Source organism: Streptomyces sp. NPDC111520 (genome assembly GCF_055635295.1).
Window position 1 is genome coordinate 213,414 of sequence record NZ_JBVKBW010000011.1, and the last position, 25,305, is coordinate 238,718.

Consider the following 25,305-nt stretch of genomic DNA (forward strand, 5'->3'; position numbering starts at 1 on the left):
CGTTGCCCCGAACCGGCAAGGGGGCGGGGTCGTCCGCTGCCGGCAGCGGACCTGGTCGGCCCTCGGCCCGGCATGATCGGATGCGAGGTGCGGGGGGCGTACGCGGGTGGGGAGACACGGTGGAACGGGTGGAACGGAACAGGTCGTCGGTCGTGGTGTGGCTGCTGATCGCCGTGACGGCGCTGGCCGTCGGGGTGGCGATGGTCTTCCTCACGCGTGACGCGCTGGAACGGGAACGTGAGTTCCGCGCCGCGCCGCCGTGCGCCTCGGTACCGGTCGAGGTGTCGGAGTGCCGGTGGGAACAGCGTTTCACCGTACGGTCGGTGGACACCCACAGCGGCAGGCGGAAGTCGCCCGAGGCGGACTTCCTGCTGCCCTCCGGAAAACCGTGGCACCTGACCTTCCGCCGGACGGGCCCGGTGCTCTCGCAGCTGGAGCCGGACGACAAGGTCGTCGGCCTCATCTGGCGGGGGCGGGTCGTCGAGGTGCGGGACGCCGCGGGAACCTGGCAGGAGACGAGCGACGGGCCCCTGGAGTGGCCGGAGGACCGCCTCGGCGGCGCGCTCGCCGGACTCTCGACCGGCCTGATGGCCCTCGTCGGCGCGTTGTGGGCGCTCTTCACGCGGGGGCCGCGGCACGCGCGTGCGGCGAGGGTCGTGCGGTGGCACGGCGTCCCGATGGGCGTGGCGGCGATCGTGACGCTCTGGGCGCAGGCGGCCGGCGAGTGGCCGATGTGGTCGATCCCGGCCATCTGGGGGCCGATCGCTGCGGTGTTGCTGACCTCGGCGGTCGCCTTCGCCCTGGCGGCGCTCCGCGGCGACCTCGACGACGACGCCCCGTCCGCCGCGCGGTCCCCCGGGGCCCCGGGAGGTCTGCCGGGCGGCGCCTCCGGGCCGGGGGCCGTACGCCTTTGACGGCGCTGCCCTCTCGGGGAACGCGGCGGTGCCGGCCCGCTCGTGGCGAGGGGCCGGCACCGCCGCGCGGGGCCCGTCAGCCGATGGTGACGAGGGTGCCCGCGGCGTTGGGGTAGCCGATGTAGGCGGTGGCGGGACGGTCGGAGGGGACGCCGCTCCACGAGGCGGTCAGCGTCAGGGGGACGCCGGGCTTCGTGACGGGGTTCCGCGGCGTCACGGTGAACGTGCCCTGTGCCGGCGGGCTGTCCGGGCCGATCAGGTTGGTCTGGAAGGAGAACGGGAAGTCCGTCAGCTCCGGCTGGCCGCCCAGCGTCATGACCATGGCCAGGTACTTCCCCGGCTTCATGCTCGGCAGGCTCACCACCGGCCGCGTCTGGTCGAGGGCGAGGTCCCCGACGATGTACGGGAGCCGGCCGCCGCCCGGGTCGTACGCGAGCAGCAGGCTCAGCCTGGCCTCCGGGTTGTCGGGCGTGACGAAGAACTGCCCGGCCTGCGTGCCCTCCGGCACCGTGAACGTGAAGTCCTGCTCGGGCTTGTCGTTGGAGACCGCGTTGCGGACGGGCGTGCCCGCGACCGGGCCGCGCGGGGCCGGCGCGAGCGAGGTGGTGCCCGGCGTCACCTGGAAGGAGACGCTGCCGCTGCCCGCGGGGCCGGACACCTGGTCGGGGGCGATCAGGCTCCACGGGGTCAGGACGACCGGACTGCGCACGCCGGTGCGGCCGTGCCGCCAGGTGAGGTCACCGGTGACGGTCTCGCCGGACCGCCCGGTCGTCAGCTCGAAGCTGACGCTGAACCGCGCCTTCTGACCGGCCTTGCTGAAGTGCAGCACGGACGGGTGGACGGTGGCCTTGACCCCGGGTACCGAGATCGAGGCCCGGTAGGTGCCGGCCGCCACGGCGGTGACGGTGCGGGTCACGGTCTGCGAGCCGACCATGCGGCCGATGGCGATCGACGGGTAGTTGAGGTCGCTGGGGTCGACGGCCCGCACCCCGGTGCCGGTGTCGACGCCGAGGCCCTCCAGGTAGCCCAGCCAGTCCTTCTCGGTGGAGTCGTAGACCAGGCCGGGTGCGAGCATGTCCGCCGGGCGCACCTCACCGGCGCCCTGCGCGAACAGGTCGGTGTTCTTCTCGCCGGTCGCGGTCCTGGTGTCGACGGCGGTCGTCATCATCGCGGACTTCACGGCCATCGGCGACCACGAGGGGTGCTCGGCCAGGTAGAGCGCGGCGAGGCCGGCGATGTGCGGGGTCGCCATCGACGTGCCGGTCATGAAGTCGTAGTCGTGGCCGAAGTTGGAGGCGGGCGCGACGGCCGCGAGGATGCCGACGCCCGGCGCGGCGATGTCGGGCTTGAGCAGGTCGCCGTTGTTCGTCGTGGACGGGCCGCGCGAGGAGAACGGCGCGATCTGCGGGTACGGCTGACCGGTCGTGCCGCCCGGGAGCAGGCTCGCCTCGGCCCCGGCGCCGGCGGCGTACGCCCGGACGTCGGCGGCACCGGGGGTGTTGAGGTGCACCGTGGGCACGGCGTGCAGGTCGCCGTCGGTGTCGAGGTCGCTGACGTTGACCAGGACCATGCCGACGCCGCCGGCCCGCTGGACCTCGTGCGACTTGTCGACGCGCGGGTTGACGCCCCGGTCGCAGACGACGATCGCGCCGGAGACCTTCGCCGGGTCGAGCGTGCCGTCCTGGCACAGCGCGGCGTCGGAGGTCGGGGCGCCGGGGTTCTTCACCTTCTCGGCCAGCACGAGGGGCTCGGGGCCGAGCGGGGCGTCCACGGTGGTGCTGCCGCCGACGTAGGTGTCCCCGTTGCCGAGGCGCACGGTGGCCTCGTAGGGCGCCAGGGTGCTCGCGGCCACCGTGGTCGTCCACGGGGCGACGTTGTCGGCGGAGGAGACCTCGGGGCCGGAGTTGCCGGCGGCGGTGGCGACGAAGACGCCCGCGGCCGCGGCGGTGCGGAAGGCCGCCTGGACCGGGGAGTCCGGGGCCGTCTCGATCACCGACCCGGCCGAGTAGTTGAGGACGTCGACGCCGTCGGCGACGGCCTGGTCGACGGCGGCGACGATGTCGGAGGTCATGCCGCCGCTGTCGCCGGCCGCCTTGCCCGTCCAGAACGCCTTGTAGACGGCGATCGCGGCGCCCGGTGCGACCCCGGAGACCTTGCCGAGGTGCCGGCCGTCGACGGTGACGTCGACCCCGCTGTTGCCCGCCGCGGTGGACGCGGTGTGCGTGCCGTGGCCCTCGCCGTCCCGTGCGGAGACGTAGTCCGCGCGGCGCTCCGGCGGCACCCGGTCCAGCCAGGCGTCGCCGAACCAACGGGCGCTGATCAGCTTGCCGTTGCAGGCGCCGGCGGTGAACTCCTCGCCCGCCTGGCAGGTTCCGGTGAAGGTGCCGCCGTCCGCCTTCCGCATGACAACCTTGTCACCCTTGCGGTAGGGGCGGTACGGGTCCTTCGACGTGGGCCGCGCGGTGCCCAGCGCGGCGGCCGCGAAGGAGCGGCTCTCCGGCCAGACGCCGGTGTCGATGTCACCGACGACGACACCGCGGCCGGCCTTCTCGGCACCGCCGAGGGCGGACCAGAGCCCGTGCCGCCCGGTGAGGCCGAGGAAGTCCTGGGAGTTGCGGTCGTCGGAGACCTTGTTGAGGGTGTCGGGTGCGACCGACAGCACCCCGGGGGTCTTCGACAGCGCCGCCACCTGCGCGGCGGACAGGTCCGCGGTGAAGCCGTTGGTGACCACGGAGTACCCGCGCTCGATCCGCGCGCCGACCGAGGCGGCCGCGGCGCGCTGGGCCCCGGTGAGGTGGGCGCGGTAGCGCACGGCGCCGGGGGCGGCGAGGTCGACCTTGGCGCCCGGCGCGGGGGCGGTGCCGGGTATGCCGTCGACCCCGCCCCGGTAGGCGGCGATCGGCCGGTCGGCGAGGGTGACGACGTAGCGGCCCGCGGCGAGGTGGCCGGCCACCGGGACCGGCTTCGGGCCGGCCGCGGGGGCGGCCTGGGCGGGGACGGCGGACGACAGGGCCAGTGCGACGGCGGTGGCCGCCACCAGGGCGGCCGGTCTGGTGCTGCGTGACGTCGAGGTCACGTTCGGTCCTCCAGAAGGGAAGAGGCCAGGGGCGTCGCCGCGCGTCCGGGCGCGGCGGGGTGCGCGGGGGCGGCCGGCGGACCGCCGCTCCCGGTGGGGGTGTTGGGACGATTCAAAAGTGAACGGCCCACGACCGGTCGATGTCCAGATAATCTTGTGGCGTCTTCGGACAGCTGGCGGACCACGCCATCACGAGGAGCGCGTACGTGCTGCAGGCCCTGGGTATCAGCGAGTTCGACGAGGACGTCTACCGGGCCTTCCTCACCCGGGCCGGTTTCGGCACCGAGGAGTACGCCGCGACCGCCGGGGTCTCCCCGGACCGCGTCCGCGGGGCCGTCGCCCGGCTGGCCGGGCTCGGTCTGCTGCGCCGCGACGGCAGCGGCGAGTACCGCCCCGTGGGTCCCGGCACCGCGCTCACCGCCCTGCTCGACCAGCGGCGGCTGGAGACCGAGGCCGCGTTCGCCGGAGTACGGTCGGTCGTCGACGACCTCGCCGAGGAGTACCGGGCCGGGCGGCTGCGCAGCGATCCGGGCAGCCTGGTGGAGGTACTGTCGGGACGCGACGTCGTCGCGCCGCGCATCGACGAGCTCAACCGCTCGGTCCGCACGCACATCTGGATCCTCGACAAGCCGCCCTACCTCGACCGCGCGGACGGGCTGCCCCACACCAACGAGGCCGAGAAGGCGTCGACCGCCGCCTGGGCGCGCCGCGGCGTGGACATCCGCTCGGTCTACTGCCCGGAGTCCATGGAGCGGCCCGGCCGTTTCGAGACGGTGCTGGAGATGGCCGCGCTCGGCGAGCAGGCCCGGATGCTGCCGAGCCTGCCCTTCAAGCTGCACGTCATCGACCGCCGCGTGGCCCTCGTCCCGCTGGTCGGCGGGGTCTACGACAGCCTGGCCGTCGTGCACCCCTCCGGCCTGCTGGACGCCCTGATCGAGCTGTACGAGGCGTACTGGGCACGCGCCGAGCCGATCGGCGCCCCGGCCCCCGCGGCCGGCGAGGAGGGCCCCACCGCCGAGGAGGTCGCGCTGCTGACGATGCTGCGCGCCGGTCTCAAGGACCAGGCGATCGCCCGTCAGCTGGGGCTGAGCACACGGACGGCGACGCGACGCATCGCCGCCCTCATGGCACGGCTCGACGCGACGACGCGTTTCCAGGCAGGGGTGGAGGCCGGCGCACGTGGCTGGATCTGATCCTTCCTGACGGCACATCGCACCGGATCCGATCACAAGCGGTCAAGTGCACCTGGAGCGAGCCGAGACGGGCCAGGATCGGTCCATGAACCCATCCGCGACCGCCGCACTCACCCCGCTCCCCGACGGAGTACGGTCCACCCTCACCGCCGCCCGCGAGGCGTACCGCGCCGCCGTCCCGGCCGCGTACGACGAGGTGCTGACGGAGATCGCGGAGCGGGCCCGGGACACCGGCAGCCTGGGCAAGGCGGACATCGCCGCGCTGGTGGTGTGGAAGCGGCTGCAGGCGAGCACCGCGTGGGTCGTCGAGCTGATGAACCTGCACGACGCGGAGGTCAGGGCCGTCACGGCCGCGGCGGTGTGCGCGGTCCGTGACCCGCACACCCCGCGCGGCGCCGCCGCCCGCGAGGGCCGCAGGGCCCTGCTCCCCCTCCCCGGCTGCCGCACCGGCGACGCGCTGGCCTCGGCGCTGCTCACCGCCGCCGCGCCGGACCGGATGGCCGTCTACGACCGTCGCGCGCAGTTCGGCCTGGAGCGGCTGGGCTACCAACTGACCCCGGCACCCGGCCGCTACGGCCGCTACATGGACCTCCTCGACGACCTCCTCGCCCGCTCCGGCCCCGACACGGACGGCTGGACCGCCCGTGACGTCGACACGGCGCTGTACTGGCTCGGCCGCCAGGGAGCGGCGACGCCGGGTGACGCCGAGGAGGAGTAGGCGGGGTCCCGCGGGGGCTTCGGCCGCCCGGTCCGCTGTCGGTGGCCGGCCCTACCGTGTGGCGGGTGATGACCACGTCCTCCATCCTCGGGCAGTTCGGCCTGTGCGCGGACCGGGCCGAGTTCCCCGATCTGCTGAACGGCTACTTCTGTCCGGTCGACACCCGGATCCATCTGTTCGGCGACTCGACCCGCTGGGCGATGGTCGCCGAACTGCTGGGGTACTCCCCGCGCGCCGGCAACCTCACCGACGTCGTGCACCGGTTCGGCAACTGCCTCACCGTCGGCGAGCCCGGAATCGGCGCCGTTCTCGACCGGGTGGAGAACATGGAGGAGATCGCCCTCGGCGACGACGAGGTGTACGCCGGAGGGGTTCCGGTGAAGGTGCGCGGGCAGGCGCTTCCGGTCACCGCCCCCGCCGGCACACCGCTGGAGGACGTGTTCCGTCAGCTGGTGCCCGCGCACCGCGCGCTCTTCCTGGCCGACGGCGCCGAACTGCGCGCCGGCGTCCCCGGCGACCTGCCGGTGCTGCTGCGGCTGGACGCATGGCACCAGCCGGAGGACCTGGGAGAGGTCACGCCCGCGGGATGCGAGGCGTTCCGGATGATGGCCGAGGTCCTGGACTCCGGGGACCCGTCCCGCTACCGGCCGACGCTTCCCCCGAACACCCACTGGTCCCACTGGCCCGACGCCGGGACGCTGTAGCTCGCCGGGGTTTCCCCACCGCTCACGCGTCCCGGCGCACCTCGATCAGCAGGGCCTGTTCGGGGTCGAGTTGCGGCATCGGGAGGCCGGCGGCGGTGAGCAGCGTGCCGGGGAGGGTGAGGCGGTCGTCGATCGCCTCCGGGAGCCAGGCCGGGCCGCTCCGCTGGTGGAAGGAGGGCAGGCCGAGGTCGGTGCGGACGCGCACGCGGTAGCGCGCGGCGGGGTCGAGGCCGGGCAGCGGCACCCGGCCGGCCTGGCCCTCCGGGGAGGTCGCCACCCGGGCCCAGCAGTAGAGCGCGGCCACGCTGTCATGGGCGACGACACCGTGCAGCAGCGTCGCCCCGTCCGGGAGGTCGGCGCGGACGGTGCGCCCGCCGTGCAGCAGCGGGCGCAGTTCCCGGTACAGGGCGGTCCAGGCGGTGAGCCGGGCCAGTTCCTCGGGGGTGCAGCGGGTGAGGTCCTGCTCGACGCCGGGATGGCCGAAGAGCGCGGTGACCAGCCGGAAGGTGTCGGAGCTGACGCGTGCGGTGGTGTGGCTGGGCGTGGGGCCCACGTGGGCGCCGACGAGTTCGGGGGGCAGGAGTTGTCCCGTCCACCGCTGGATGGACTGACGTTCCACCGGGTCGTTGCAGTCCGAGGCCCACACGCGGTCGGTCCTGGCGAGGATGCCGAGGTCGACGCGGCCGCCGCCGCTGGCGCAGCTCTCGATCTCCAGGGCCGGGTGGCGCTGCCGGAGGGTGTCCAGCAGCCGGTAGAGCGCCTCGACCTGGGCGCGCGCCGCGGGGCGGTCGGCCGGGCCGCTCACGGCCTCGTGCACCTCGCGGTTGTGGTCCCACTTGAGGTAGGCGATGCCGTACTCCTCGACGAGGGCGTCCAGCGCCCCCAGCAGGTGGGCGGCGACGCCGGGGTGGGAGAGGTCGAGGACGTGCTGCTGGCGGGCCGCGGGGCCGGCGCCGCCGGCGGGTGCGAGGACCCAGTCGGGGTGCTCGCGGGCGAGGTCCGAGTCGAGGTTGACCATCTCGGGTTCGACCCACAGGCCGAACTCCATGCCCAGGGAGCGCACGTGGTCGGCGAGCGGGGCCAGCCCGGCGGGCCACACCTCCCGGTCGACCGTCCAGTCGCCGAGGCCCGCGCGGTCGGAGCGGCGGCCGTGGAACCAGCCGTCGTCCAGGACGAAGCGCTCCACGCCGACCTCGGCCGCCCGGTCGGCCAGCCGCAGCAGGCGTTCCCGGTCGTGGTCGAAGTAGACCGCCTCCCAGCTGTTGAGGATGACCGGGCGCGGGCGGCGCGGGTGGACCGGGCGGTCGCGGAGCAGGGCGTGGAAGCGGTCGGCGAGCCCGTCGAGCCCGGCGCCGGACCAGGCGTAGTGGCAGACGGGGGTGCGGTGGGTGTCGCCCGGGGCAAGTCGGACCTCGCCGGCGCGCAGCAGTTCCCCGCCGCCGAGGACGGCGGCGTGGACGCCCGCGCCCTCGGGCAGTTGCTCGACGAGGTAGCGCTGGTCGCCGCTCCAGGCGACGTGCAGGCCCCACACCTCGCCCTCGCGGAAGCCGAAGCCGGGAACGCCGACGGCGACGAGGTACGGCGAGTCCAGTCCGGGCTTGCCGCGCCGGACGTCACGGGCGTGGGTGCCGTGGGTGAGGGGACGGCGCTGCGGGGAGCGCTCGCGGCTCCACTTGCCGGTGAAGTCGAGGATCTCTCCGGCCCGGCGGGGCAGCGGGAGCAGCGTAGTGACCTGCGCGAGGTCGTACGGGGCCGGGTCCGCCGTCCGCTGCCGGGCGATCTCGCTGTGGACGGCGAGCACGCCGGAGGGCTCCAGCCGGTAGGTGATCGTGATGTCGAGCCCCGCGGCGGCGTCGGTGAGGGCCACGTTGAGTTCGCCGCCCTCGGCGTCCTGGCGGACGGAGGTCGCGGTCGTGGTCAGCCGGGGGGCGGCGGCGCCGCCGTCGAGGTGCCCGTGGTGCGCGGGGGTGCCCGCCCAACCGTCCGCCTCGGTGGGCCAGACGGTGAAGCGGCGCGGCGTGTCGAGGGAGTTGTTGAGGACCGCGGGCTCCGCGGTCAGGCTGAGGGCGGCGAGGTCGGCGGCGGACAGCGGCCCGAGGTCGGCCCCCCAGTGGAGCACCCTGGGCACCGACTCGGTCAGTTCGACGACGAACGCGGTGCCGGCCGCGCGCAGCGGGACGATCCGCGCGGTGCTGTCTGCCATGGGGGGGTTCCTTTCGGGTGTGCCCCGCCGCCGGACGGCCCCGGTTCGGGGCGTCGTCCGGCGGCGGGTGCGTCGGTTCGCTTCCGGTGGCTCAGTTCTTCGCGAGGAGGGTCTTGCTCTGGTCCTGCATGTCCGCGAAGACGGAGTCGTCCTTCTGTCCGGCGAAGTAGCCCTCGAAGAGCGGGTTCAGGGCGTCCTGCACGGCGGCGCCGTTGCCGTAGACCGGGGACGGGTAGAGGACCTTGTCCTTCAGCATGCTGGTGAACACCGACAGGTCTACGCCGTCGGCGGCCAGCGCCTTGGTCGCGGCGTCCATCGAGGCGGGGATGGACGGGAAGAACGAGCCGGTGCTCGCCGCCTTGGACTGGCAGGCCTCGGAGCCCATGTAGGACACCCACTTCCAGGTCTGCTCGGGGTTCTTGGTGCCCGCCCAGATGTTGTTGCCGTTGGAGTTGCTCATCACGGCGCGGGTCTTGCCGTCGGGGCCGTACGGGGGCGCGGCGATGCCGGCCTTGACGCCGGGGATCTTGGCGAAGGTGGACGCGGACCAGGAACCGCCGATCTCCATGGCCACCTTGTGGGAGGAGAGCAGGTCGACGTCGCTGACGCTGGAGGTGAACTCGCCGAGCTTGGGCGCGTAGCCCTTCTCCGTCAGGGAGCGGGCCCAGTTCAGCGTCTTCACCAGGCGGGGGTCGCCGTAGTTGAAGACGGTCGGCCAGCTCTCCTTGTCGCCGAGCCGCCACCCGGTGCTGGAGGCGAAGGGGCTCCAGGAGGTCTGGCCGATGAAGTCCTTGGCCGCGATCTGGCCGAAGCCGAAGGTCTTGACGTGGGTCTTGTCGAAGCCGCGCTCGTCGCCGCGGCGTCCCTTCTCGTCGATCGTGAGGTGGGCGATCATCTTGCCGAACTCGCCGCCGTCGTCGGGGTTCCAGGTCGCGGAGTCGACGTCGGCCTTGCTGTAGCCCGCCTTGGTGAGGGCGTCCTGGTCGTAGTAGAGGCCGGCCGCGGCCCAGTCCAGCGGCAGCGCGTACTGCTTGCCGTCGGTGAACTTCCAGGCGTTCACGCCGACGGAGAAGCGGGAGAGGTCGAAGTTGTCCTTGGCGATGAAGTCGTCCATCGGCAGGAGCTGGTGCTGGCTCGCGTACGCCTGGAAGAACTGCACGCTGTTCTGGAAGGCGTCGGGGGCGTTGCCCGCGACGAAGCCGGCGGTCAGCTTGGTGAAGTAGTCGTCGACGTTGTACTGCGAGATCTTGACAGTCGTGCCGGGGTTGGCCTTCTCGAAGTCCGCGGCGCAGGTCTTGTACGCGGCGGCCTGCTTGTCGTCCCAGGTCCACCAGTTGACGGTCTTCGAACCGCCCGCGGAGTCCGAGCCGGAGGAGCAGGCGGACAGCACCGCGGCGAGGGTGAGCGTGGCCCCCAGCGCGACGACTCTGCGAATTCTCATGATTCCTTCTTTCGGGACGTTTCCTGGTGAGGGTGGTGGGACGACGTCTTGAGGAGCGCGCGGAAGGCGCCCAGGGTGATGACCAGGTCCTCGGGGCCGCCGGCGTCGTGGCCGTTGAACTCCCACAGCCGCATCTGCTTCGGCCCGCCGTAGCGGTGGTAGGCGGCGAGGGTGGTGGCCGGCGGGCAGACCTCGTCGCGCAGTCCGGCGGAGAACCAGGCGGGCGCGGTGGCGCGGCGGGCGAAGGCGAGGCCGTCGAAGTAGCCGAGGGTGCGGAAGGTCTGCTCGACCCGGTCCCGGCGGGCGGCGAGGTAGCCGACGAGTTCGGCGTAAGGCTGCTCGCCGGTGAGCCGGGTGGCCTGCCGGATGTCGCAGAGGAACGGCGCCTGGAAGTGGGCGGCGCGGAGGTCCGGGACGAGTCCGGCGACGGCCAGGGCGATGCCGCCGCCCTGGCTGGGGCCGGTCACCGCGACGCGGTCGGGGTCGGCGTGCGGCGAGGTGCGCAGGGCGTCGACGGCGCGGACGGCGTCGGTGAAGACCCGGCGGTAGACGTAGGTGTCCTTGTCCTCGATGCCGCGGGTGAGGAACCCGGGGTGCGAGGGCCCGCTGCCGACCGGGTCGCCGGTGGCGCCGCCGCCCGCCCAGGCTCCGCCCTGCCCGCGGGTGTCGACCAGCAGGTGGGCGTAGCCGGCGGAGGCCCACAGCAGGTCCTCGACGGGGGCGCCGCGTCCGCTGCCGTAGCCGTGGAACTGCACGACCGCGGGCAGGGGTCCGCTGCGGTGGCGCGGCAGCCGCAGCCAGCCGTGGACGGGGTGACCGCCGAAGCCGGGGAAGACCGCGTCGTGGACGTCCACGGTCTCCAGGCCGGTGTCGACCGGGGTGAGTTCGAGCCGTGGCTCGTGGACGCGGGCGGCGTCGAGGGTGTCCTTCCAGAAGGCGTCGAAGTCGGCGGGCTCGCGGTATGCGCTGCGGTAGGCCCACAGTTCGGGGACGTCGTCCTCGGTCAGCACGGCCGGGCCTCCTCGTACGGGGTGAGGGCGGCGTCGAGGGTGACGGCGGTGCCGGTGGCGACGTGTACCCGGGCGGTGCGGTCGCGGTGGCGGACCGTCACCGGCTCGGTGTCGTCGCCGGCGTGCCGGCGCAGGGTGACGGCGGTGAGGGCGCCGTCCTGCCAGGTGAGGTCGGCCGCCAGGCCGCCGCGGCAGCGCAGGCCGGAGGCCTCGCCCTCGGTCCACTGCGCGGGGAGGGCGGGCAGCAGGTGGACGGCGCCGTCGTGGCTCTGCAGCACCATCTCGGTGACCGCGGCCATGAGGCCGTAGTTGCCGTCGATCTGGAACGGCGGGTGGGTGGAGAACAGGTTGGGGAGCAGGCCGCCCCACTCCGAGCCGTCGACGGGGGCGTCGGTGTCCGGGTCGGCGGTCAGCGGGCGGCTCGCCTCCAGCAGGAGCGTGCGGGCCGTCGCGGCGTCGCGCAGCCGGGCGCGCAGGGTGGCTTTCCAGGCCCATGACCAGCCCATCGCGCCGGGACCGCGCCGGTCCAGCAGTGCCGTGGCGGCGGCCGCGAGTTCCGGGGTGCGGTCCGGGTCGACCTGGCCGAGCGGGTGGACGGCGACCAGCGGGGAGAGGTGGCGGTGGTGGGGGTCGTCCTCGGGGAGGTCGTCGTCCCACTCCTGGAGCCGGCCGTCCGGGGCGATCCGGAGGGGTCGCAGCCGTGGCAGGGTGGCGGCGATACGGCCGGTCAGCGGGGTGTCGACGCCGAGGAGCGCGGCGGCGCGCAGGGTGCGTTCCAGGACGGCCCGGGTGAGTGCGGTGTCCATGGTGGCGGAGCGGGTGAGCGAGGCCGTGGAGCCGCCGGGGGTGAGGTAGAGGTTCTCGGGCGAGGTGGAGGGGAGGGTGTCCAGCCGACCGCTGCCCGTGCCGTCGTCGACCAGCCAGTCGAGGAGGAACTCGGCGCAGCCGCTGAGCAGCGGCCAGGCGCGTTCGCGCAGGAAGGCGGTGTCCTGGCTGAACTCCCAGCGGTCCCACAGGTGCTGGACGAGCCAGGCGCCGCCCATCTGCCAGATCGCCCAGGACGCGGCGCCGTGGCCCATGCCGACGGGCAGCGCCCAGCCCCACATGTCGGTGTTGTGGTGGGCGACCCAGCCGCGCGCGCCGTAGAGCCGCGCGGCCACGTCCCTGCCCTGCGCGGCGACGCGGTCGAGGAGGTCGAACAGCGGCTCGTGGCAGGGGCCGAGGCCGGCGGCCTCGGCGCCCCAGTAGTTCATCTGGGTGTTGATGTTGATCGTGTAGTTGGACGACCAGGCGGGGCGCAGGTCGGCGTTCCAGATGCCCTGGAGGTTGGCGGGCGGTCCGGCCTGCGGGCGGGAGGCGGCGGCCAGCAGGTGGCGGCCGAACTGGAACAGCACGGTGGCGGTGAGGAGTTCGTCCTCGCCGGAGAGGATGTCGCGGGCCACGTCGTGGGTACCGGTACGGCGCGGTCCGATGCGCAGCGAGGTGCCGCCGAGGAGGGCGCGCAGGTCGGTCTCGTGGGCCTTGAGCAGGTCGTCGGTGCCGCGTTCCGCGGCGCGGGCGGCGCTGTCGGCGGCGGCGTCGAGGTGCGCGGGCCGGCCGTTCGGGGTGTCGAGGCCGCGCCAGTGGCGCAGCGCCTCGGTGGAGCTCGCCACGACGGCCAGGAGGTGGGTGGCGCCGGTGACACGGAGCGCTCCCCCGTCGGCGGTGACCTCTCCGTCGGTGGCCACGCGCAGGGCGAGCGCGCCGAAGGGGTCGTAGCCGTCGACGGGGCCGTCCGCGTACCGCAGCGGCTCCTTGACGTCCGGTTCGTGGGCGGGTGCCCCGTCGACGGGGATCTCCACGCCGAGGACGACCCCCTCGGCGCCGGCGGCGCGGTGCACCTCCCGCAGCGGGGTGGTGAGCTCCAGCCGCAGGTCCACGGTGCCGCCGCGCGCCGTCATGTCGGTGCACAGCGTCCCGGTGGTGGCGTCGGCCCAGGTCCGGCGGGCGACCGAGGTGCCGGAGCGCAGCTCGAAGGCGTCCTCGGCGACGCCGCTGTCGAGGTTGAGGGTGCGGCCCCGGTAGGTGGCCTCCTGGGCGCCGGACACCGTCAGCCACAGGTCGGCGTAGGGCAGGTACTCCTGGCTGTACGGGCCCTCGAAGGCCATCAGGAGGTCCTCGGCGCGGTGCGGGTCCCCGGCACGGAGCGCGTCACGGACCTCCGCGAGGCGCTCCGGGCCGGCCCCGGCGGCGAGGACGTCGGCGAGCGCCTTCGCCGGGCCGCCGGGGGTGCCGGACCACACGGTGGAGTCGTTGATCTGGATCCGGGCGCGGTGGGCGCCGCCGAAGACCATCGCGCCGAGCCGGCCGTTGCCGACCGGTGCGGCCTCGTTCCAGTCGGCCGCGGGCGCGGGCCAGCCGAGCAGCAGGTCAGTGGGGTTCATGGGGTGCCGTCCTGGTGCGCGGGCGCGCTCACTTGAGCCCGGAGAAGCCGATGGAGTTGACGATCCGCTTGCCGAAGGCGAGGAACAGCAGCAGCATCGGCAGCGCCGCGATGAGGGCGGCGGCCATAAGCCCCGCCCAGTCGGGCGCGGCCTGCGGCGAGGACTGCTTGAACACGCCGAGGGCGAGCGTCAGCGGCTGCACACCGGGGTCGTTGGTGACCAGCAGCGGCCACATGTAGTCGTTCCAGGCGTTGACGAACATCAGCAGTGACACGGTCGCGATCGGCGCCGCCGACATCGGCAGGATGATGCGGTAGAAGATCCGCAGCGGGCCCGCACCGTCGATGATCGCGGCCTCCTCGATCTCGCTGCTCAGGCCGAGCATGAACTGCCGCAGGAAGAACACCGTGAAGGCCTGGAAGAGCCCGCCGGGCAGGATGAGGCCGGCGAAGGTGTTGGTGAGTCCGACGTCCTTGATGAAGACGAAGTTCGGCAGCAGCGTGAAGACGCTCGGCACCATCAGCGCGCTGATGAGGACGCCGAACACCAGGTTGCGGCCGCGCCAGTGCAGGCGCGCGAAGGCGTAGGCGGCGCAGGCGGAGAACAGCACGATGAGCACGGTCTGCACCGACGCGTAGATCAGCGAGTTGCGCAGGTAGAGCGCGATGTCGAGGGACGCGCCCGAGCCGCCCTGGGCCTGGGCCTCGGCGAGGGAGGCCAGGCCCAGCGCCCGCTTGAAGGCGCCGAAGGTGAAGCCGACGGGCAGCGGCGAGGAGGGGTCGGTGGCCAGCCGGTAGTTGTTGGACAGCGCGGTGCGCAGGATCCAGTAGAAGGGGAAGAGGGTGATCAGCGCGACGAGGCCGAGGTAGGCCCAGGCCACGATCCGGCCGGGGGTCGCCCTGCGGGTGCGGGGGCGCCGCACGCTCGTCGTACCGGGCGCGAGGGGGAGCGTCATCGGGGGCCTCCTTCAGTTCAGGTCGGATTCGTCGGCCCGCGCGAGCCGGAGCTGGGTGAAGGTGACCGTGATGAGCAGGACGAACAGGGCCAGCGACATGGTCGCCGCGTAGCCGAAGTCGAACTGGCGGAAGGCCTTGTCGTAGATGTACATCTGCAACACGTTCGAGGCGTTCGCGGGGCCGCCCCTGGTGGTGACGGCGACGATGTCGAAGACCTGGAAGGCGTTGATCACCGTCAGGACGACCACCATCACGAGGATCGGCCGCAGCAGCGGCACGGTGAGGCGGCGGAACATCTGGAACTCGCTCGCGCCGTCCACCCGGCCGGCCTCGTAGATGGTGGACGGGATGGTCTGCAGCCCCGCGAAGATCAGCAGGGAGTAGTAGCCCATCCACTTCCAGACGCTGATCGCGGCGAGCGAGGGGATCGCCCACGGGCCGCTGCCGAGGAAGAGGACCGGGTGGCCGATGACGTGGTCGAGCACGATGTTGATGACCCCGAGGTGCGGGTCGAGCATCCACTGCCACACCAGCGCGGCAATCACGTTGGAGATCAGGAACGGCAGCAGCATCACGCCGCGCAGCGCCGAGGAGTCGGTGACGCGGTGCAGGACCACCGCGGTCACCAGGGAGACCAGGGTGCCGAAGACGACGGACAGGACGACGAACCAGAGGGTGACGAGGAGCGAGTGCCAGAAGACGCCGTCCCCGAACATCTCGTGGAAGTTCGCCAGTCCCACCCAGCGCGGCGGGGTGAGGACGTGGAACTCGGTGAAGCCCAGGTAGATGCCGCGCAGGGTCGGGTAGGCGTAGAAGATCGCGAACCCGACCACGGCGGGCAGGATCAGCAGCAGCGCGACCGGCAGGTCCCGCCGCCGGGCCGCCGCCGACCGGGTCGCGGTCACGCGCCGGGGCCGGCGGCGGCCGGTGTCCTTGCGGACCTTCAGGGGTCCGCGGGCCTTCGGGGTCGAAGAGGCCGTGGTGGCCCCCGCACCGGCTGCGCCGGACGGTGGTGCCACCGGCGTCGTGTGGTTGTCCTGCGATGTGACCACCACGGCACTCTCCTTCACGTGCGTCGGGTCGAACGGGTGGGGCGGGTCGAGCGGTGGGCAGGGCTGGGTCGGTCAGGGCGGCCGGGACGGTGTCCGCTGCCGCCCTGACCGCCGGTCAGACGGTGATCCGGTCGACGTCGGACACGTAGTCGGACGGGTTGCCGAAGGCGATCGTGTTGGCCCCCGCCTTCAGTTGCACGGGCACGGTGACCGACCGCGGGCGGCCCCAGTCGTTGTCGTTGCCGCCGTGCAGCGGCAGCTGGAAGGCGGTGCCGTTGACGGTGACCACGGCGGTACGGCCCGAGGAGCCGTCGGTGAAGTCCAGCTTCATCAGGTAGGTGCCGTCCTTCGGCGCCGTCACGTCCTTGATCGTCACGGAGGCGTCGACGCCCAGGTTGCCGACCTTCTTGCCGCCGGAGCACGCCGAGCAGTCACTGACGCCCGCGTTGCCGGTGCGCGGGTTCCCGGAGGCCTCCGCCTCGTAGGCGGTGGGTCCTTCGGCGGCGGGCGTGGTGACGGAGACGGCGTTGCTCGGTGCGGACGTGCGGCCCCGGGCGTCGTGGGCGGCCACGGTGAACGCGTGGCCGGTGGCGGCGTGCAGGCCGGTGACGGTGGCGGAGGTGCCGTCCACGGTGGCGACCTTGGCTCCGTCGACGTACACGTCGTAACCGGTGGTGGCGGTACCGGTGTTCACCGCGTCCCAGGCGAGCGAGACGCTGCCGGCGGTGGCGGCGGTGGCGTGGACGCCGAGCGGCACGCCGGGCCTGCCGGTCACGTTCGCCGGGGTGACGCGCAGCAGCCGGGAGCCGTGCGGGGGCAGGTTGTCGGTGAAGCCGCCGTCGACCTTGCCGAGGTTCCTGCGGCTCCACAGGTCGCGGACGGCGGGCTTGCCGCTGATGCCCAGCTCGCTCCAGTCGGCGGTGACGTCGGAGTACCCCTTGCCGAGGTTGAACAGGGCCACCGTGTAGCTGCCGTCGGCGTTGCGGGCGTACCAGACCTGCTGCGGGGTGTCCTGGCTGAGCGGCCTGGCGGGGTTGCCGGCCTGGTCGACGGCGATGACCTCGTCGTTGGTGAGCAGCGACAGGCCGTACGTGTCGAGCTTGGTGAGGTCGTCGCCGATGTAGAGCGGCGCGCTCTCGATGGCCCACAGCGTCATGTGGCTCTGCCGCTCGACCTCGTTGAGGCCGTCGAGCGGGCCGGCGCCGACGTCGAGGGAGTCGAGGTTGTTCCAGTGCCCGGGCCCGGCGTCGTCGATCCAGGGGACGACGTCGTTCCACCGTTGCTTGACCGAGTTGTTCCAGGTCACCAGGGTGTCGCAGTAGCACTCGACGTCGGTGTCCACGCGCCAGCCGTTGGAGTTCTCCTTCCAGACGTCGGCCTTGTCGTGGCTGAGCGACCAGGACAGGATGAACTGGACGGGGCGGCCGGTCCGCTGCAGCGCGGCGTGCCAGGTCTTGACGTCGGTGACGTTGTCGTGTGCCGCGTCGCCCTGGTTGGAGCCGGGGCCGACACCGTCGATCTTCAGGAAGTCCACTCCCCAGCCGGCCAGTTGGTCGGCCACGGACTGGATGTACTTCTCGGTGCACGGGCTGGCGAAGTTCAGCTGGTAGGAGACGTTGTCCCAGCCGCTGGTCTTGCGGAGGTCGGGGTAGACGATGTCCTTGGTCGTGCACCCCGGCGCGCCGTGGATCGGCGTCCTGCCGTCGTTGTACGTGTCGATGTACAGGCCGACCGCCAGGTAGAGCCCGAACTTCAGGCCCTTGGCGTGCAACTGGTCGCCGAGCCACTTCATGCCGTGCGGGAACTTGACGGGGTCCGCGACGGGGCGGCCGTACTCGTCGGAGAGGCTCTTGTTCGTCGCGCTGCCGACGTTCCAGCCGGCGTCCACGTTGACGTACTCGTAGCCGTGCCGCTTCAGCTTGGAGGCCAGGATGTCGGCCTGCTGCAGCACGTGCGGCTCGGTGAGCCAGGAGCCGCCGTAGCCCGGGAAGTTGGTCGACTCCAGGCTCCAGCTGCTCCAGCCCATGTAGGGCTTGGCGGCCACGACGGGGTCGGCCCCGGAGCCGACGGCCCCGGCCCGGGACGCGGCGGCGACGGACGACGCCGTGGACGACGCCGACGCGGGGGCGGCGGGCGACGCGGCGGCGGGCACCGCCAGGGCCGTGGCGAGCGCGGTGGCGACGAGCGCGGGCACGGCGGCCCTGCCCATGCCGCCGCGTCTGCGGGTCACGGGCCATCGGAGACGTGCGAGTACAGCTGAACGGGCCATGGGGGCACTCCATCCCGGCGCGACGGCGTCCGCTTCGAGTGGGCAGGGGGTACGGCAGGCAAGGCGCGTCCCTCGGTGGCGGTCGTCCCGGAACACCACCGAGGGCGGACGTGCTGCGACCGGGGGAGGCTCCGGTCGCACGCCTCGGCCGGGGGCACTTCGTCCGCTCCGGGCGAGGAGTGCGGCGAATGTAGCCAGGCTTTCCTTCCACCGTCAACATATTCCGCGGCAAAAATCGGATGTCTGTCCGGCCGAGCCGACGGCCTTCACCCGAAAACCTGGGCCGCAACCCCCTCTTCCGCAGCGAAAGATGGGATGAGTGGGTGCGACCGAGCCCCTTCCTTACTTTCCCTTGGAAAGGTATGGTCCGGGACATGAGCCTCGCCGACCAGCCCCCCGCCGCCGTCCTGGTCTTCCAGACCCTGCTCGTCCACGGCCCCCTCACGCGGGCCGAGACCGGGCGGCGCACGGGACTGTCGGCGGGCGCGGTGACCAAGGCCGCGACTCCCCTCCTGGCGGACGGCTGGATCACCGAACTCGGCAGGCCGGCCGGGGAGCGGGCCAGCGGCCGGCCCGCCACGCCCATGGCCGTGCGCGCCGACCGCGCGCGGTTCGTCGGCGTCAAGGTGACCGGCGACGAACTCATCGGTGTGCTCACCGACCTGACCGCCCGGCCGCTGGCCTCCCGGCGCGCCGCACTCGACTCCCGGGACGTCGGGACCGTGGTGCTGGCGATCGCCCGGCTCATCGGGCAGCTGCGCACCGACGCGGGGGCGGACGAGGACGGCGGCGTCCACAGCGTCGGCGTCACGATCTCGGGCGACGTGGACGGGCAGACCGGCACCGTGCAGTACTCGCCGTTCCTCGACTGGCGCCGCGTGCCGCTCGCGCAGCTGGTGGAGTCGGCCTCCGGCATCCCGGCGGTGATCGAGAACGACGTGCGCGCGCTGACCGTCGCCGAGCAGTGGTTCGGCGCCGGCGTGGGGCTGTCCTCGTTCGCCCTCGTCACGGTCGGCGCGGGCATCGGCTGCGGGCTGTCCATCGGCGGCCGGGTGGTGTCGGGGGCGCACGGGGTGTCGGGCGAGGTGGGCCACCTGCCGGTGGGCGGCACCGACCGCACCTGCACCTGCGGCAACACCGGGTGCGTCGAGACGGTGGCCTCCACGCACGCCATCACCGAGCAGGCCCGGCAGGCCACCGGCGACCCCGCGCTCACCATGGAGGAGGCGGTGCGGCTGGCGCACGCCGACAACACCGCCGTCCGCGCGGTCTTCTCCCGGGCGGGGCACGTGATGGGCCTGGCGATGGCCTCGGTGGCCAACCTCATCGGCCCGGAACGCATCATCATCTCCGGCGAGGGCGTGGCCTCCTACGACCTGTTCGCCGACCAGATCCGGCAGACCTTCGCCGACCACGCCTTCGGGGCGGCGGCCGACTGCGACCTCGTCGTCCGTCCGCTGCCCTTCGAGGAATGGGCACGCGGCGGCGCGGCCGTCGCCGCGCAACGGGTCTTCGCCCCCGCGAAGTGACGTCCGCCGCGCGGGGGGCGCTCGGCGCGGGGTGCCGGGAGCAGGAGGCGGCCCCCACCCTCCCGCCCTCCCCCAGCCTTCGGCCGGGGGGACCCCCAGAACGCTGCCGGTTTGCGCGCATGACGGCCGGTGAGGGGTCAGTAAGGCAACCGGGGTGCCCCGGACCGCTTCCTCGGGCGGTGATCGTCGCGCAGCCCGTGCTGGAGACCGGAACCACGGACGGCTTCACCCTCTGGCCGGTGGCCGAGCGGGTGCCGTTCACCTTCATGCCGCTGCACTCCAGGCTGTCGGCGGTCGAGATGGGCGCGGCCGTCGCCGCGCAGCGGGTCTTCGCCCCCGCGATGCGACGTCCGCCGCGCGGGGCGCCGGAAAACAGGAGGCGGCCCGGCCTCACGCCGGTGGAGACTCGGGCGGTGATCGTCGCGCAGCCCGTGCTGGAGACCGGAACCACGGACGGCTTCACCCTCTGGCCGGTGGCCGAGTGGGAGCCGTTCACCTTCATGCCGCTGCACGGCGGGCTGTCGGCGGCCGAGTTGGGCACGGCCGTGATGACCGTCGCGGCGTACAACGGCATGGAGGCGGACGATGCGGACCTCCCCGGCCGGTCAGGGGATCCGGTGGAGGCCTTCCTCCTGGGGCTGCTGTCCGAGGAGGACCTCCAGTCCTCCGGCGGCTTGCGGATCACCGCCCCCGCGGGCGGGGGCGTGCTGCTTCCCGGCTGCTGCTGCGGCCTGGAGGACTGGCGGGAGACCTGGCTCGGCATCCTCGACGGCACCGGTGACACGTGGCTCGGCCACAACCCCTGGCCGCTCGCCGAACGGCGCGGCGACGTCGTCCGTCTGACCGTCGACGCGGAGCAGGGCGACGGTCCGGCGTTCGAGGTGGCCGCCGACGTCCTGCGCCAGGGGATCGCCGGCGCCGAGCGGGACCTGGCGGCGTTCCTCCGTGCCTGCGCCGGCTGGGCCGCGTCGCGTCTGCCCGGGCACGCCCCCGCGGTCGTCGCCGCGCTCGCCCGCGCCGTCGGCACGCCGCCACCGTCGTAGCCGTGGTGCCCGCGACCGCGTGAGCCCGACCCCGGCGAGGACGACCAGCATGCCCGCCACCACCCTTCCCCCCACCGGCTCGCCGAGCACGAGGGCGCCGAGCCCCACCGACACGACCGGGAGCAGGTAGCCGACGGTGGCCGCGTCGGTCGCGCCCTCGTCGGCGATGACGCGGACCGTCAGGTGGAAGGTGACTCCGGTGCACAGGACGCCGAGGACGAACACCGCGACGACCGGACGCACCGTCAGCGCTGTCCCGCCGGTGCCGGTCGCGAGGAGGGCCGGGACGCTGAGCACGGTCGCGGCGCTCAACTGCGCGGCGGCGAGCGGGAGCGTGCCCGTACCCGTGCCGACCAGCCTGCGCCCCATGTAGGTGAAGGCGAGTGCGTAACTCGCCGCCGCGCCCAGCAGGGCCAGGGCGCCCCAGCCCGGCAGACCCGAACGGTGCCAGGGGGCGAAGATCAGCAGGACGCCCGCGAAGCCGGCGAGCAGCCCGCAGAGGCGGGGTCCGCGGATGCCGCGTTCCGTGCCGAGGGCGAGGCCGATGAGCAGCGACCACAGCGGCGTCGTGGCGTTGAGCACGCCCGCGACGCCGGAGTCGACACTCTGCTCGCCGACGCCGAACAGGAGGAAGGGCAGCGCGTTGCAGAGCAGCGCGGCCAGCGTGATCCGGCCCCACAGCACCCGTCCGCGCGGCAGACGCAGACCCGCACGGCGGCAGAGCAGGAGCAGCAGAGCCGCGCCGGAGGCGCAGCGCAGGAAGGTGACCCAGGCGGGCGGCAGCCCCTCCAGTGCGATCTTGATCCAGAGGAAGGTCGACCCCCACAGGAGGGCCAGCACTCCTAGTCGCAACAGCGCCGGCGCGCCGCCACCGCCACCGCTTCCGGACTCCCCGGACATCCCCGCCTCCGCTCGTCGCAACGTCACCGTCCCCCGACGTTCCCCCACCGTGTTCTGGTACGACAAGCGAAAGTTCACGGCCCTACCGTTAAGCTGGGCTACATGCTCGACGTGCGCCGCATGCAGGTCCTCCGGGCGGTGGTGACCAGCGGCTCGGTCACCGCGGCCGCCACCCACCTCGGTTACACGCCCTCGGCGGTCAGCCAGCAGATCGCCGTCCTGGAGCGGCAGGCCGGGATCCCGCTGCTCGAACGCGTCGGACGCGGCGTCCAGCCCACGCCCGCCGGGCCCCTGCTCACCGAGTACGCCGCCCGCATCGGCAGGGAGGTGGCCGAGGCCGAGACGGCGCTCGCCGACCTGCGCGCGGGCCGCAGCGGCCGGCTGACGGTGCGCTACTTCCCCACGGCGGGAGCCGACTTGGTCGCCCCGGCGGTCGCGCGGCTGCGCCGTGAGCATCCGGGGGTGCGGATCGACCTCGGCCTGGTCGACCCCGGCGATCCGCTGCCGGAGGTGGAGAAGGGCCGCGCGGACCTGGCGATCGTGGTGCGGCCGCGTGGGCAGGGCCGGGAGGGGCTGCGCCTGGTGCACCTGCGGGACGACCCGTACCGGGCGGTCCTCCCCAAGGGCCACCGCCTCGCCGCGAAGCGGGTGCTGGACCTCACCGACCTCGCGGGTGAGCCGTGGGTGGGCAGCGAGTCCCCGGACGGCTCGTGCCTGGAGCTGATCCTCCAGGCGTGCGCCGCCGCCGGCTTCAGCCCCGACGTCGTCGTGCAGAGCGAGGACTACGCCACCGCCCAGGGGTTCGTGGCCGCCGGTCTCGGGGTGAGCCTGCTGCCGCTGGCCGCCCTGGCGCACCACCACCCCGGGGTCGTCGTACGGAGGGTGCGCGGCCCGGAACCCGTCCGCGCGGTCCACGCCGCGGTGCGCGAGACCTCGCTGCTGCAACCGGCGCTGCGGGGGCTGCTCGACGCGCTGCGGGAGGTCGCACGAGGCCCGGCCGCGGCGGACCCCGCCCGCCCCTGACAGACCGTCACATACGCTCTCGTGGGTAGCCGATGCCCTCGATGTCCTCGGCCAGCTGCGCGAGCGTGACCTCCGCGTTCAGCGTCGCGACGACCTCCGCGGTGAGCGGACGCAGGGCCTTGACGTGACGTACCGCGTCGAGGTCGACCGGCACCTCGTAGTAGCCCTCGGCGAAGGCGCGGAATGCCTCGGGGGAACGGTCGGTCAGCAGCTCGAACAGGTACGAGGCGCCGTCCGCGTCCTCGCGGTCGGCCGGCAGGTCGACGGAGCCGTGCCGCCACGCGTCGTCCCCGGCTCCGCGCCACAGGCAGACGGTCGCGACCGGCACCCCCTCCTCGTCGCAGAACGCCGGCTCCTCCACGTACGCGCGGAAGGCCTCGGGCACCTCGTCGACGACGCCCGGCCAGGGCTCGTGGTCCTCCGAACCGTAGGGGCTGACGGGCGACTCGTGGTCGAAGCCGCGGATGAAGGCCCCGGCGGCGGAGAACACGATGGCGTACTCGTCGCCCGACCCGTTGCGCAGGGAGGCCATCTCCTCGTCCGCGTCCCACACGGCGTCGAAGGAGTGGTAGCGCCTCTCCCACTCGGGGCTGAGGATCGCCTCGAGCATCGCCAGGGCGCGGCAGTGGTCGCGCAGTTCGGCGATGGAGGGCAGGAGCGGGGCAACATCGTGGACGGTCACGCGCACATCCAAGCCCATGGCCCCGCCGGCCGCGCACCCGGGGGCCGGGGCGCGCGGAAATCCGTTGCCGCGCCCGCCCCCCGTCGGCCCATCATGGTCGGCGCGACCACTCCGGAAGGCGGACATGCACCCACACACCCCGAGCGGCGACCGGTCCGGGACCGGCACGGCCCTGGTACGCCGGTTGCTGCGCGCGCAGTTCCCCCATTGGGCGGACCTCCCCCTCACCGCCACGGAGTCGGCCGGCACCTCCAACGTCATGTACCGCCTGGGCACGGACATGGTGGTGCGGCTGCCCAGGACCGCGGGCGCCGCGGACGACGTGGAGAAGGAGCACCAGTGGCTGCCGCGGCTCGCGCCGGCGCTCCCCACGGCCGTTCCCGCGCCCCTCGGCAAGGGCGCGCCCGCCGACGGCTACCCCTGGCCGTGGTCGGTGTACGGGTGGCTGGAGGGCGAGCACCCCTCCGTGGGCCATGTCGCCGAACCCGGCTCGCTCGCGGAGGATTTGGCGGCCTTCGTCGCCGCCCTGCAGCGCGTCGGCCCGGGCGGCGCGCCGCCCGCGTACCGCACCGGGCCCCTTTCCGCGCGCGACGGCGAGACGCGTTCCGCCATCGACGCGCTGCGCCCGGAGGTCGACCCCGCGGCGGCCCGCGCGGTGTGGGAGGCCGCGCTGGCGGCTCCGGAACGGCAGGGGCCGCCGGTGTGGGTGCACGCGGATCTGCAGCCGGGCAACCTCCTCGTGGCGGACGGCGGACTCCGCGCCGTCATCGACTTCGGCTGCGCGGGTCTCGGCGACCCCGCTGTCGACACCATCGCCGCCTGGTACGTGCTGCCCGCCGGGGGGCGCGCCGCGTTCCGTACGGCACTGGGCACCGACGAGGCGACCTGGGCGCGCGGTCGCGGCTGGGCGCTGTCGATCGCGCTGATGGAACTGCGGCACTACCGGGACACCCACGAGCGGATGGCGTCCATCGCCCGGCACGTCCTCGGCGAACTCCTCGCCGCCGGGGAACGCTGAACCGTGCGGGCGGCGCATCCTACCCGGGGCCGTGGGGCCACTCGCCCGCATCGGTGATTCCCCCACGGGAGGCGTCACGTTCAGTAGCTTCTCCGTCACGAACCGGGGTGGCGGCGCGCGGACGCGCGGACGCCTGGAGAGCGACGGCAAGGAGCGGACGCCGATGGCGAATGTGGAGACCTCCCTCAAGGAGACGATGACGTCGATCGAGGGCAGCGTGGGTGCTGCCCTCGTCGACTACACCAGCGGGATGGCGCTGGGCACGATCGGTGGCGGCAAGGACCTCGACCTCACCGTCGCGGCCGCCGGCAACACCGACGTGGTCCGCGCCAAGTCACGGACGATGAAGGAACTGGGCCTCAAGGAGGAGATCGAGGACGTCCTGATCACCATGGACACGCAGTACCACCTCATCCGGCTGCTCAAGAGCCGTGACGGCAACGGCCTGTTCCTCTACCTGGTGCTCGACCGGCGCAACGCCAACCTGGCGATGGCCCGGCACCGCCTGCGGCGCATCGAGGCCGATCTCGAGCTGTAGCCGCCGGTCCTTCCTCGGGGTCCCGTGTGCCCGGGAATTGAAGAATCCTTCAATTCGGCACATCCTGATCCGCACAAGCACGGCGGTGCACGGGCCCCCGAGGGGGAAGGATTGGACGCAGCATCGCGCCGGTGGGAGCGGGGAGCCGCCGCCGGCGGGTGCGGGAAGGGCCGTCGGAATCCGGGCAGGAGCGATCAGACGATGCAGGTACCCCTGTACCAGGCCAAGGCGGAGTTCTTCCGCATGCTCGGGCACCCCGTGCGGATCAGGGTCCTGGAGCTGCTCCAGAACGGCCCGGTGCCGGTGCGGGACCTGCTGAACGAGATCGAGATCGAGCCGTCGAACCTGTCGCAGCAACTCGCGGTGCTGCGCCGGTCCGGCATCGTGGTGTCGATACGCGAGGGCTCCACCGTGAGCTATGCCCTCGCCGGCGGGGACGTCGCCGAACTCCTGCGCGCGGCCCGCCGCATCCTCACCGAACTGCTCGCCGGCCAGACGGAGCTGCTCGCCGAACTCCGCCAGGCCGACGCCCCGGCCGCACGCGCGGAGGAGCAGGTCAGCCACCCCGCCGGCTGAGCGTTCCGGCGCCTGCTGGGCCAGAATGGTCGGGAGG

19 protein-coding genes are annotated in these 25,305 nt (G+C 73.4%); 9 read left to right on the forward strand and 10 right to left on the reverse strand.

Annotated features, from left to right (window positions below; genetic code table 11):
- Positions 1-128 precede the first annotated feature (128 nt).
- Positions 129-914: a hypothetical protein gene (locus tag ACZ7MY_RS26455; RefSeq protein ID WP_499605402.1), complete on the forward strand. Its 786-nt coding sequence runs from the start codon at positions 129-131 to the stop codon at positions 912-914.
- 76 nt (positions 915-990) lie between these two features.
- On the opposite strand, the gene ACZ7MY_RS26460 is transcribed toward ACZ7MY_RS26455, so the two are convergent.
- On the reverse strand, positions 991-3,990 hold the full coding sequence (locus tag ACZ7MY_RS26460; RefSeq protein WP_499605403.1) for a S8 family peptidase: 3,000 nt from the start codon (positions 3,988-3,990) through the stop codon (positions 991-993).
- 206 nt (positions 3,991-4,196) lie between these two features.
- Between ACZ7MY_RS26460 and ACZ7MY_RS26465 the strand changes: the two genes are divergently transcribed.
- From ACZ7MY_RS26465 to ACZ7MY_RS26475, 3 genes are all read left to right on the forward strand, one after another.
- Positions 4,197-5,183 (forward strand): LuxR C-terminal-related transcriptional regulator, encoded by a 987-nt coding sequence (locus ACZ7MY_RS26465; protein WP_499605405.1) that lies wholly within the window; start codon positions 4,197-4,199, stop codon positions 5,181-5,183.
- Positions 5,184-5,268: 85 nt separating this feature from the next.
- The gene (locus ACZ7MY_RS26470; protein ID WP_499605406.1) at positions 5,269-5,901 is read left to right on the forward strand and encodes a hypothetical protein; all 633 of its coding nucleotides are present in this window, start codon (positions 5,269-5,271) and stop codon (positions 5,899-5,901) included.
- Positions 5,902-5,969: 68 nt separating this feature from the next.
- On the forward strand, positions 5,970-6,605 hold the full coding sequence (locus tag ACZ7MY_RS26475; protein ID WP_499605408.1) for a DUF7003 family protein: 636 nt from the start codon (positions 5,970-5,972) through the stop codon (positions 6,603-6,605).
- A gap of 22 nt (positions 6,606-6,627) precedes the next feature.
- On the opposite strand, the gene ACZ7MY_RS26480 is transcribed toward ACZ7MY_RS26475, so the two are convergent.
- The 7 genes from ACZ7MY_RS26480 to ACZ7MY_RS26510 form a co-directional block, all read right to left on the reverse strand.
- Positions 6,628-8,808 (reverse strand): alpha-galactosidase, encoded by a 2,181-nt coding sequence (locus ACZ7MY_RS26480; protein ID WP_499605410.1) that lies wholly within the window; start codon positions 8,806-8,808, stop codon positions 6,628-6,630.
- Between the two features lie 91 nt (positions 8,809-8,899).
- Complete coding sequence (locus ACZ7MY_RS26485) at positions 8,900-10,249, reverse strand: ABC transporter substrate-binding protein (RefSeq protein WP_499605411.1); 1,350 nt, start codon at positions 10,247-10,249, stop codon at positions 8,900-8,902.
- A complete protein-coding gene (locus ACZ7MY_RS26490; RefSeq protein WP_499605413.1) occupies positions 10,246-11,259 on the reverse strand; it encodes an acetylxylan esterase in 1,014 nt (337 codons plus the stop codon). The genes ACZ7MY_RS26485 and ACZ7MY_RS26490 overlap by 4 nt, the downstream gene beginning before the upstream one ends.
- Positions 11,253-13,682, reverse strand: a complete 2,430-nt coding sequence (locus tag ACZ7MY_RS26495; protein WP_499605414.1) for a glycosyl hydrolase family 95 catalytic domain-containing protein — start codon at positions 13,680-13,682, stop codon at positions 11,253-11,255. Before ACZ7MY_RS26495 ends, ACZ7MY_RS26490 begins: the two co-directional genes overlap by 7 nt.
- Positions 13,683-13,710: 28 nt before the next feature.
- Complete coding sequence (locus ACZ7MY_RS26500; RefSeq protein ID WP_499605416.1) at positions 13,711-14,637, reverse strand: carbohydrate ABC transporter permease; 927 nt, start codon at positions 14,635-14,637, stop codon at positions 13,711-13,713.
- A 12-nt stretch (positions 14,638-14,649) separates the two neighbouring features.
- Positions 14,650-15,693 carry a carbohydrate ABC transporter permease gene (locus ACZ7MY_RS26505; protein ID WP_499605418.1) on the reverse strand — a complete coding sequence of 348 codons (1,044 nt, stop codon included), beginning with the start codon at positions 15,691-15,693 and terminating at the stop codon, positions 14,650-14,652.
- A 112-nt stretch (positions 15,694-15,805) separates the two neighbouring features.
- Positions 15,806-17,920, reverse strand: a complete 2,115-nt coding sequence (locus ACZ7MY_RS26510) for an alpha-galactosidase D (protein WP_499605419.1) — start codon at positions 17,918-17,920, stop codon at positions 15,806-15,808.
- 413 nt (positions 17,921-18,333) lie between these two features.
- Between ACZ7MY_RS26510 and ACZ7MY_RS26515 the strand changes: the two genes are divergently transcribed.
- Positions 18,334-19,488: an ROK family protein gene (locus ACZ7MY_RS26515; protein WP_499605421.1), complete on the forward strand. Its 1,155-nt coding sequence runs from the start codon at positions 18,334-18,336 to the stop codon at positions 19,486-19,488.
- 605 nt (positions 19,489-20,093) lie between these two features.
- Here ACZ7MY_RS26515 and ACZ7MY_RS26520 read toward each other — a convergent pair.
- On the reverse strand, positions 20,094-21,431 hold the full coding sequence (locus ACZ7MY_RS26520) for a DMT family transporter (protein WP_499605423.1): 1,338 nt from the start codon (positions 21,429-21,431) through the stop codon (positions 20,094-20,096).
- A gap of 102 nt (positions 21,432-21,533) precedes the next feature.
- On the opposite strand from ACZ7MY_RS26520, the gene ACZ7MY_RS26525 reads away from it, so the two are divergent.
- Positions 21,534-22,454: a LysR family transcriptional regulator gene (locus ACZ7MY_RS26525; protein WP_499605425.1), complete on the forward strand. Its 921-nt coding sequence runs from the start codon at positions 21,534-21,536 to the stop codon at positions 22,452-22,454.
- A gap of 7 nt (positions 22,455-22,461) precedes the next feature.
- Here the strand turns inward: ACZ7MY_RS26525 and ACZ7MY_RS26530 are convergent, their stop codons facing one another.
- Positions 22,462-23,154 carry a hypothetical protein gene (locus ACZ7MY_RS26530; RefSeq protein WP_499605427.1) on the reverse strand — a complete coding sequence of 231 codons (693 nt, stop codon included), beginning with the start codon at positions 23,152-23,154 and terminating at the stop codon, positions 22,462-22,464.
- A 106-nt stretch (positions 23,155-23,260) separates the two neighbouring features.
- On the opposite strand from ACZ7MY_RS26530, the gene ACZ7MY_RS26535 reads away from it, so the two are divergent.
- The 3 genes from ACZ7MY_RS26535 (at position 23,261) to ACZ7MY_RS26545 (ending at position 25,268) form a co-directional block, all read left to right on the forward strand.
- Positions 23,261-24,154 (forward strand): aminoglycoside phosphotransferase family protein, encoded by an 894-nt coding sequence (locus tag ACZ7MY_RS26535; protein ID WP_499605428.1) that lies wholly within the window; start codon positions 23,261-23,263, stop codon positions 24,152-24,154.
- A 163-nt stretch (positions 24,155-24,317) separates the two neighbouring features.
- Positions 24,318-24,692 (forward strand): roadblock/LC7 domain-containing protein, encoded by a 375-nt coding sequence (locus ACZ7MY_RS26540; protein ID WP_499605430.1) that lies wholly within the window; start codon positions 24,318-24,320, stop codon positions 24,690-24,692.
- 201 nt (positions 24,693-24,893) lie between these two features.
- A complete protein-coding gene (locus ACZ7MY_RS26545) occupies positions 24,894-25,268 on the forward strand; it encodes an ArsR/SmtB family transcription factor (RefSeq protein WP_499605432.1) in 375 nt (124 codons plus the stop codon).
- Positions 25,269-25,305: the final 37 nt, after the last annotated feature.

What these genes read in the sequence shown, in the direction of transcription:
- ACZ7MY_RS26540 (WP_499605430.1), top strand. Translation starts at nt 24,318, where the DNA reads ATGGCGAATGTGGAGACCTCCCTCAAGGAGACGATGACGTCGATCGAG.
- ACZ7MY_RS26500 (WP_499605416.1), bottom strand. Translation starts at nt 14,637, where the DNA reads ATGACGCTCCCCCTCGCGCCCGGTACGACGAGCGTGCGGCGCCCCCGC.
- ACZ7MY_RS26530 (WP_499605427.1), bottom strand. Translation starts at nt 23,154, where the DNA reads ATGGGCTTGGATGTGCGCGTGACCGTCCACGATGTTGCCCCGCTCCTG.
- ACZ7MY_RS26480 (WP_499605410.1), bottom strand. Translation starts at nt 8,808, where the DNA reads ATGGCAGACAGCACCGCGCGGATCGTCCCGCTGCGCGCGGCCGGCACC.
- ACZ7MY_RS26475 (WP_499605408.1), top strand. Translation starts at nt 5,970, where the DNA reads ATGACCACGTCCTCCATCCTCGGGCAGTTCGGCCTGTGCGCGGACCGG.
- ACZ7MY_RS26485 (WP_499605411.1), bottom strand. Translation starts at nt 10,249, where the DNA reads ATGAGAATTCGCAGAGTCGTCGCGCTGGGGGCCACGCTCACCCTCGCC.
- ACZ7MY_RS26515 (WP_499605421.1), top strand. Translation starts at nt 18,334, where the DNA reads ATGAGCCTCGCCGACCAGCCCCCCGCCGCCGTCCTGGTCTTCCAGACC.
- ACZ7MY_RS26470 (WP_499605406.1), top strand. Translation starts at nt 5,269, where the DNA reads ATGAACCCATCCGCGACCGCCGCACTCACCCCGCTCCCCGACGGAGTA.
- ACZ7MY_RS26535 (WP_499605428.1), top strand. Translation starts at nt 23,261, where the DNA reads ATGCACCCACACACCCCGAGCGGCGACCGGTCCGGGACCGGCACGGCC.
- ACZ7MY_RS26525 (WP_499605425.1), top strand. Translation starts at nt 21,534, where the DNA reads ATGCTCGACGTGCGCCGCATGCAGGTCCTCCGGGCGGTGGTGACCAGC.
- ACZ7MY_RS26495 (WP_499605414.1), bottom strand. Translation starts at nt 13,682, where the DNA reads ATGAACCCCACTGACCTGCTGCTCGGCTGGCCCGCGCCCGCGGCCGAC.
- ACZ7MY_RS26545 (WP_499605432.1), top strand. Translation starts at nt 24,894, where the DNA reads ATGCAGGTACCCCTGTACCAGGCCAAGGCGGAGTTCTTCCGCATGCTC.
- ACZ7MY_RS26520 (WP_499605423.1), bottom strand. Translation starts at nt 21,431, where the DNA reads ATGTCCGGGGAGTCCGGAAGCGGTGGCGGTGGCGGCGCGCCGGCGCTG.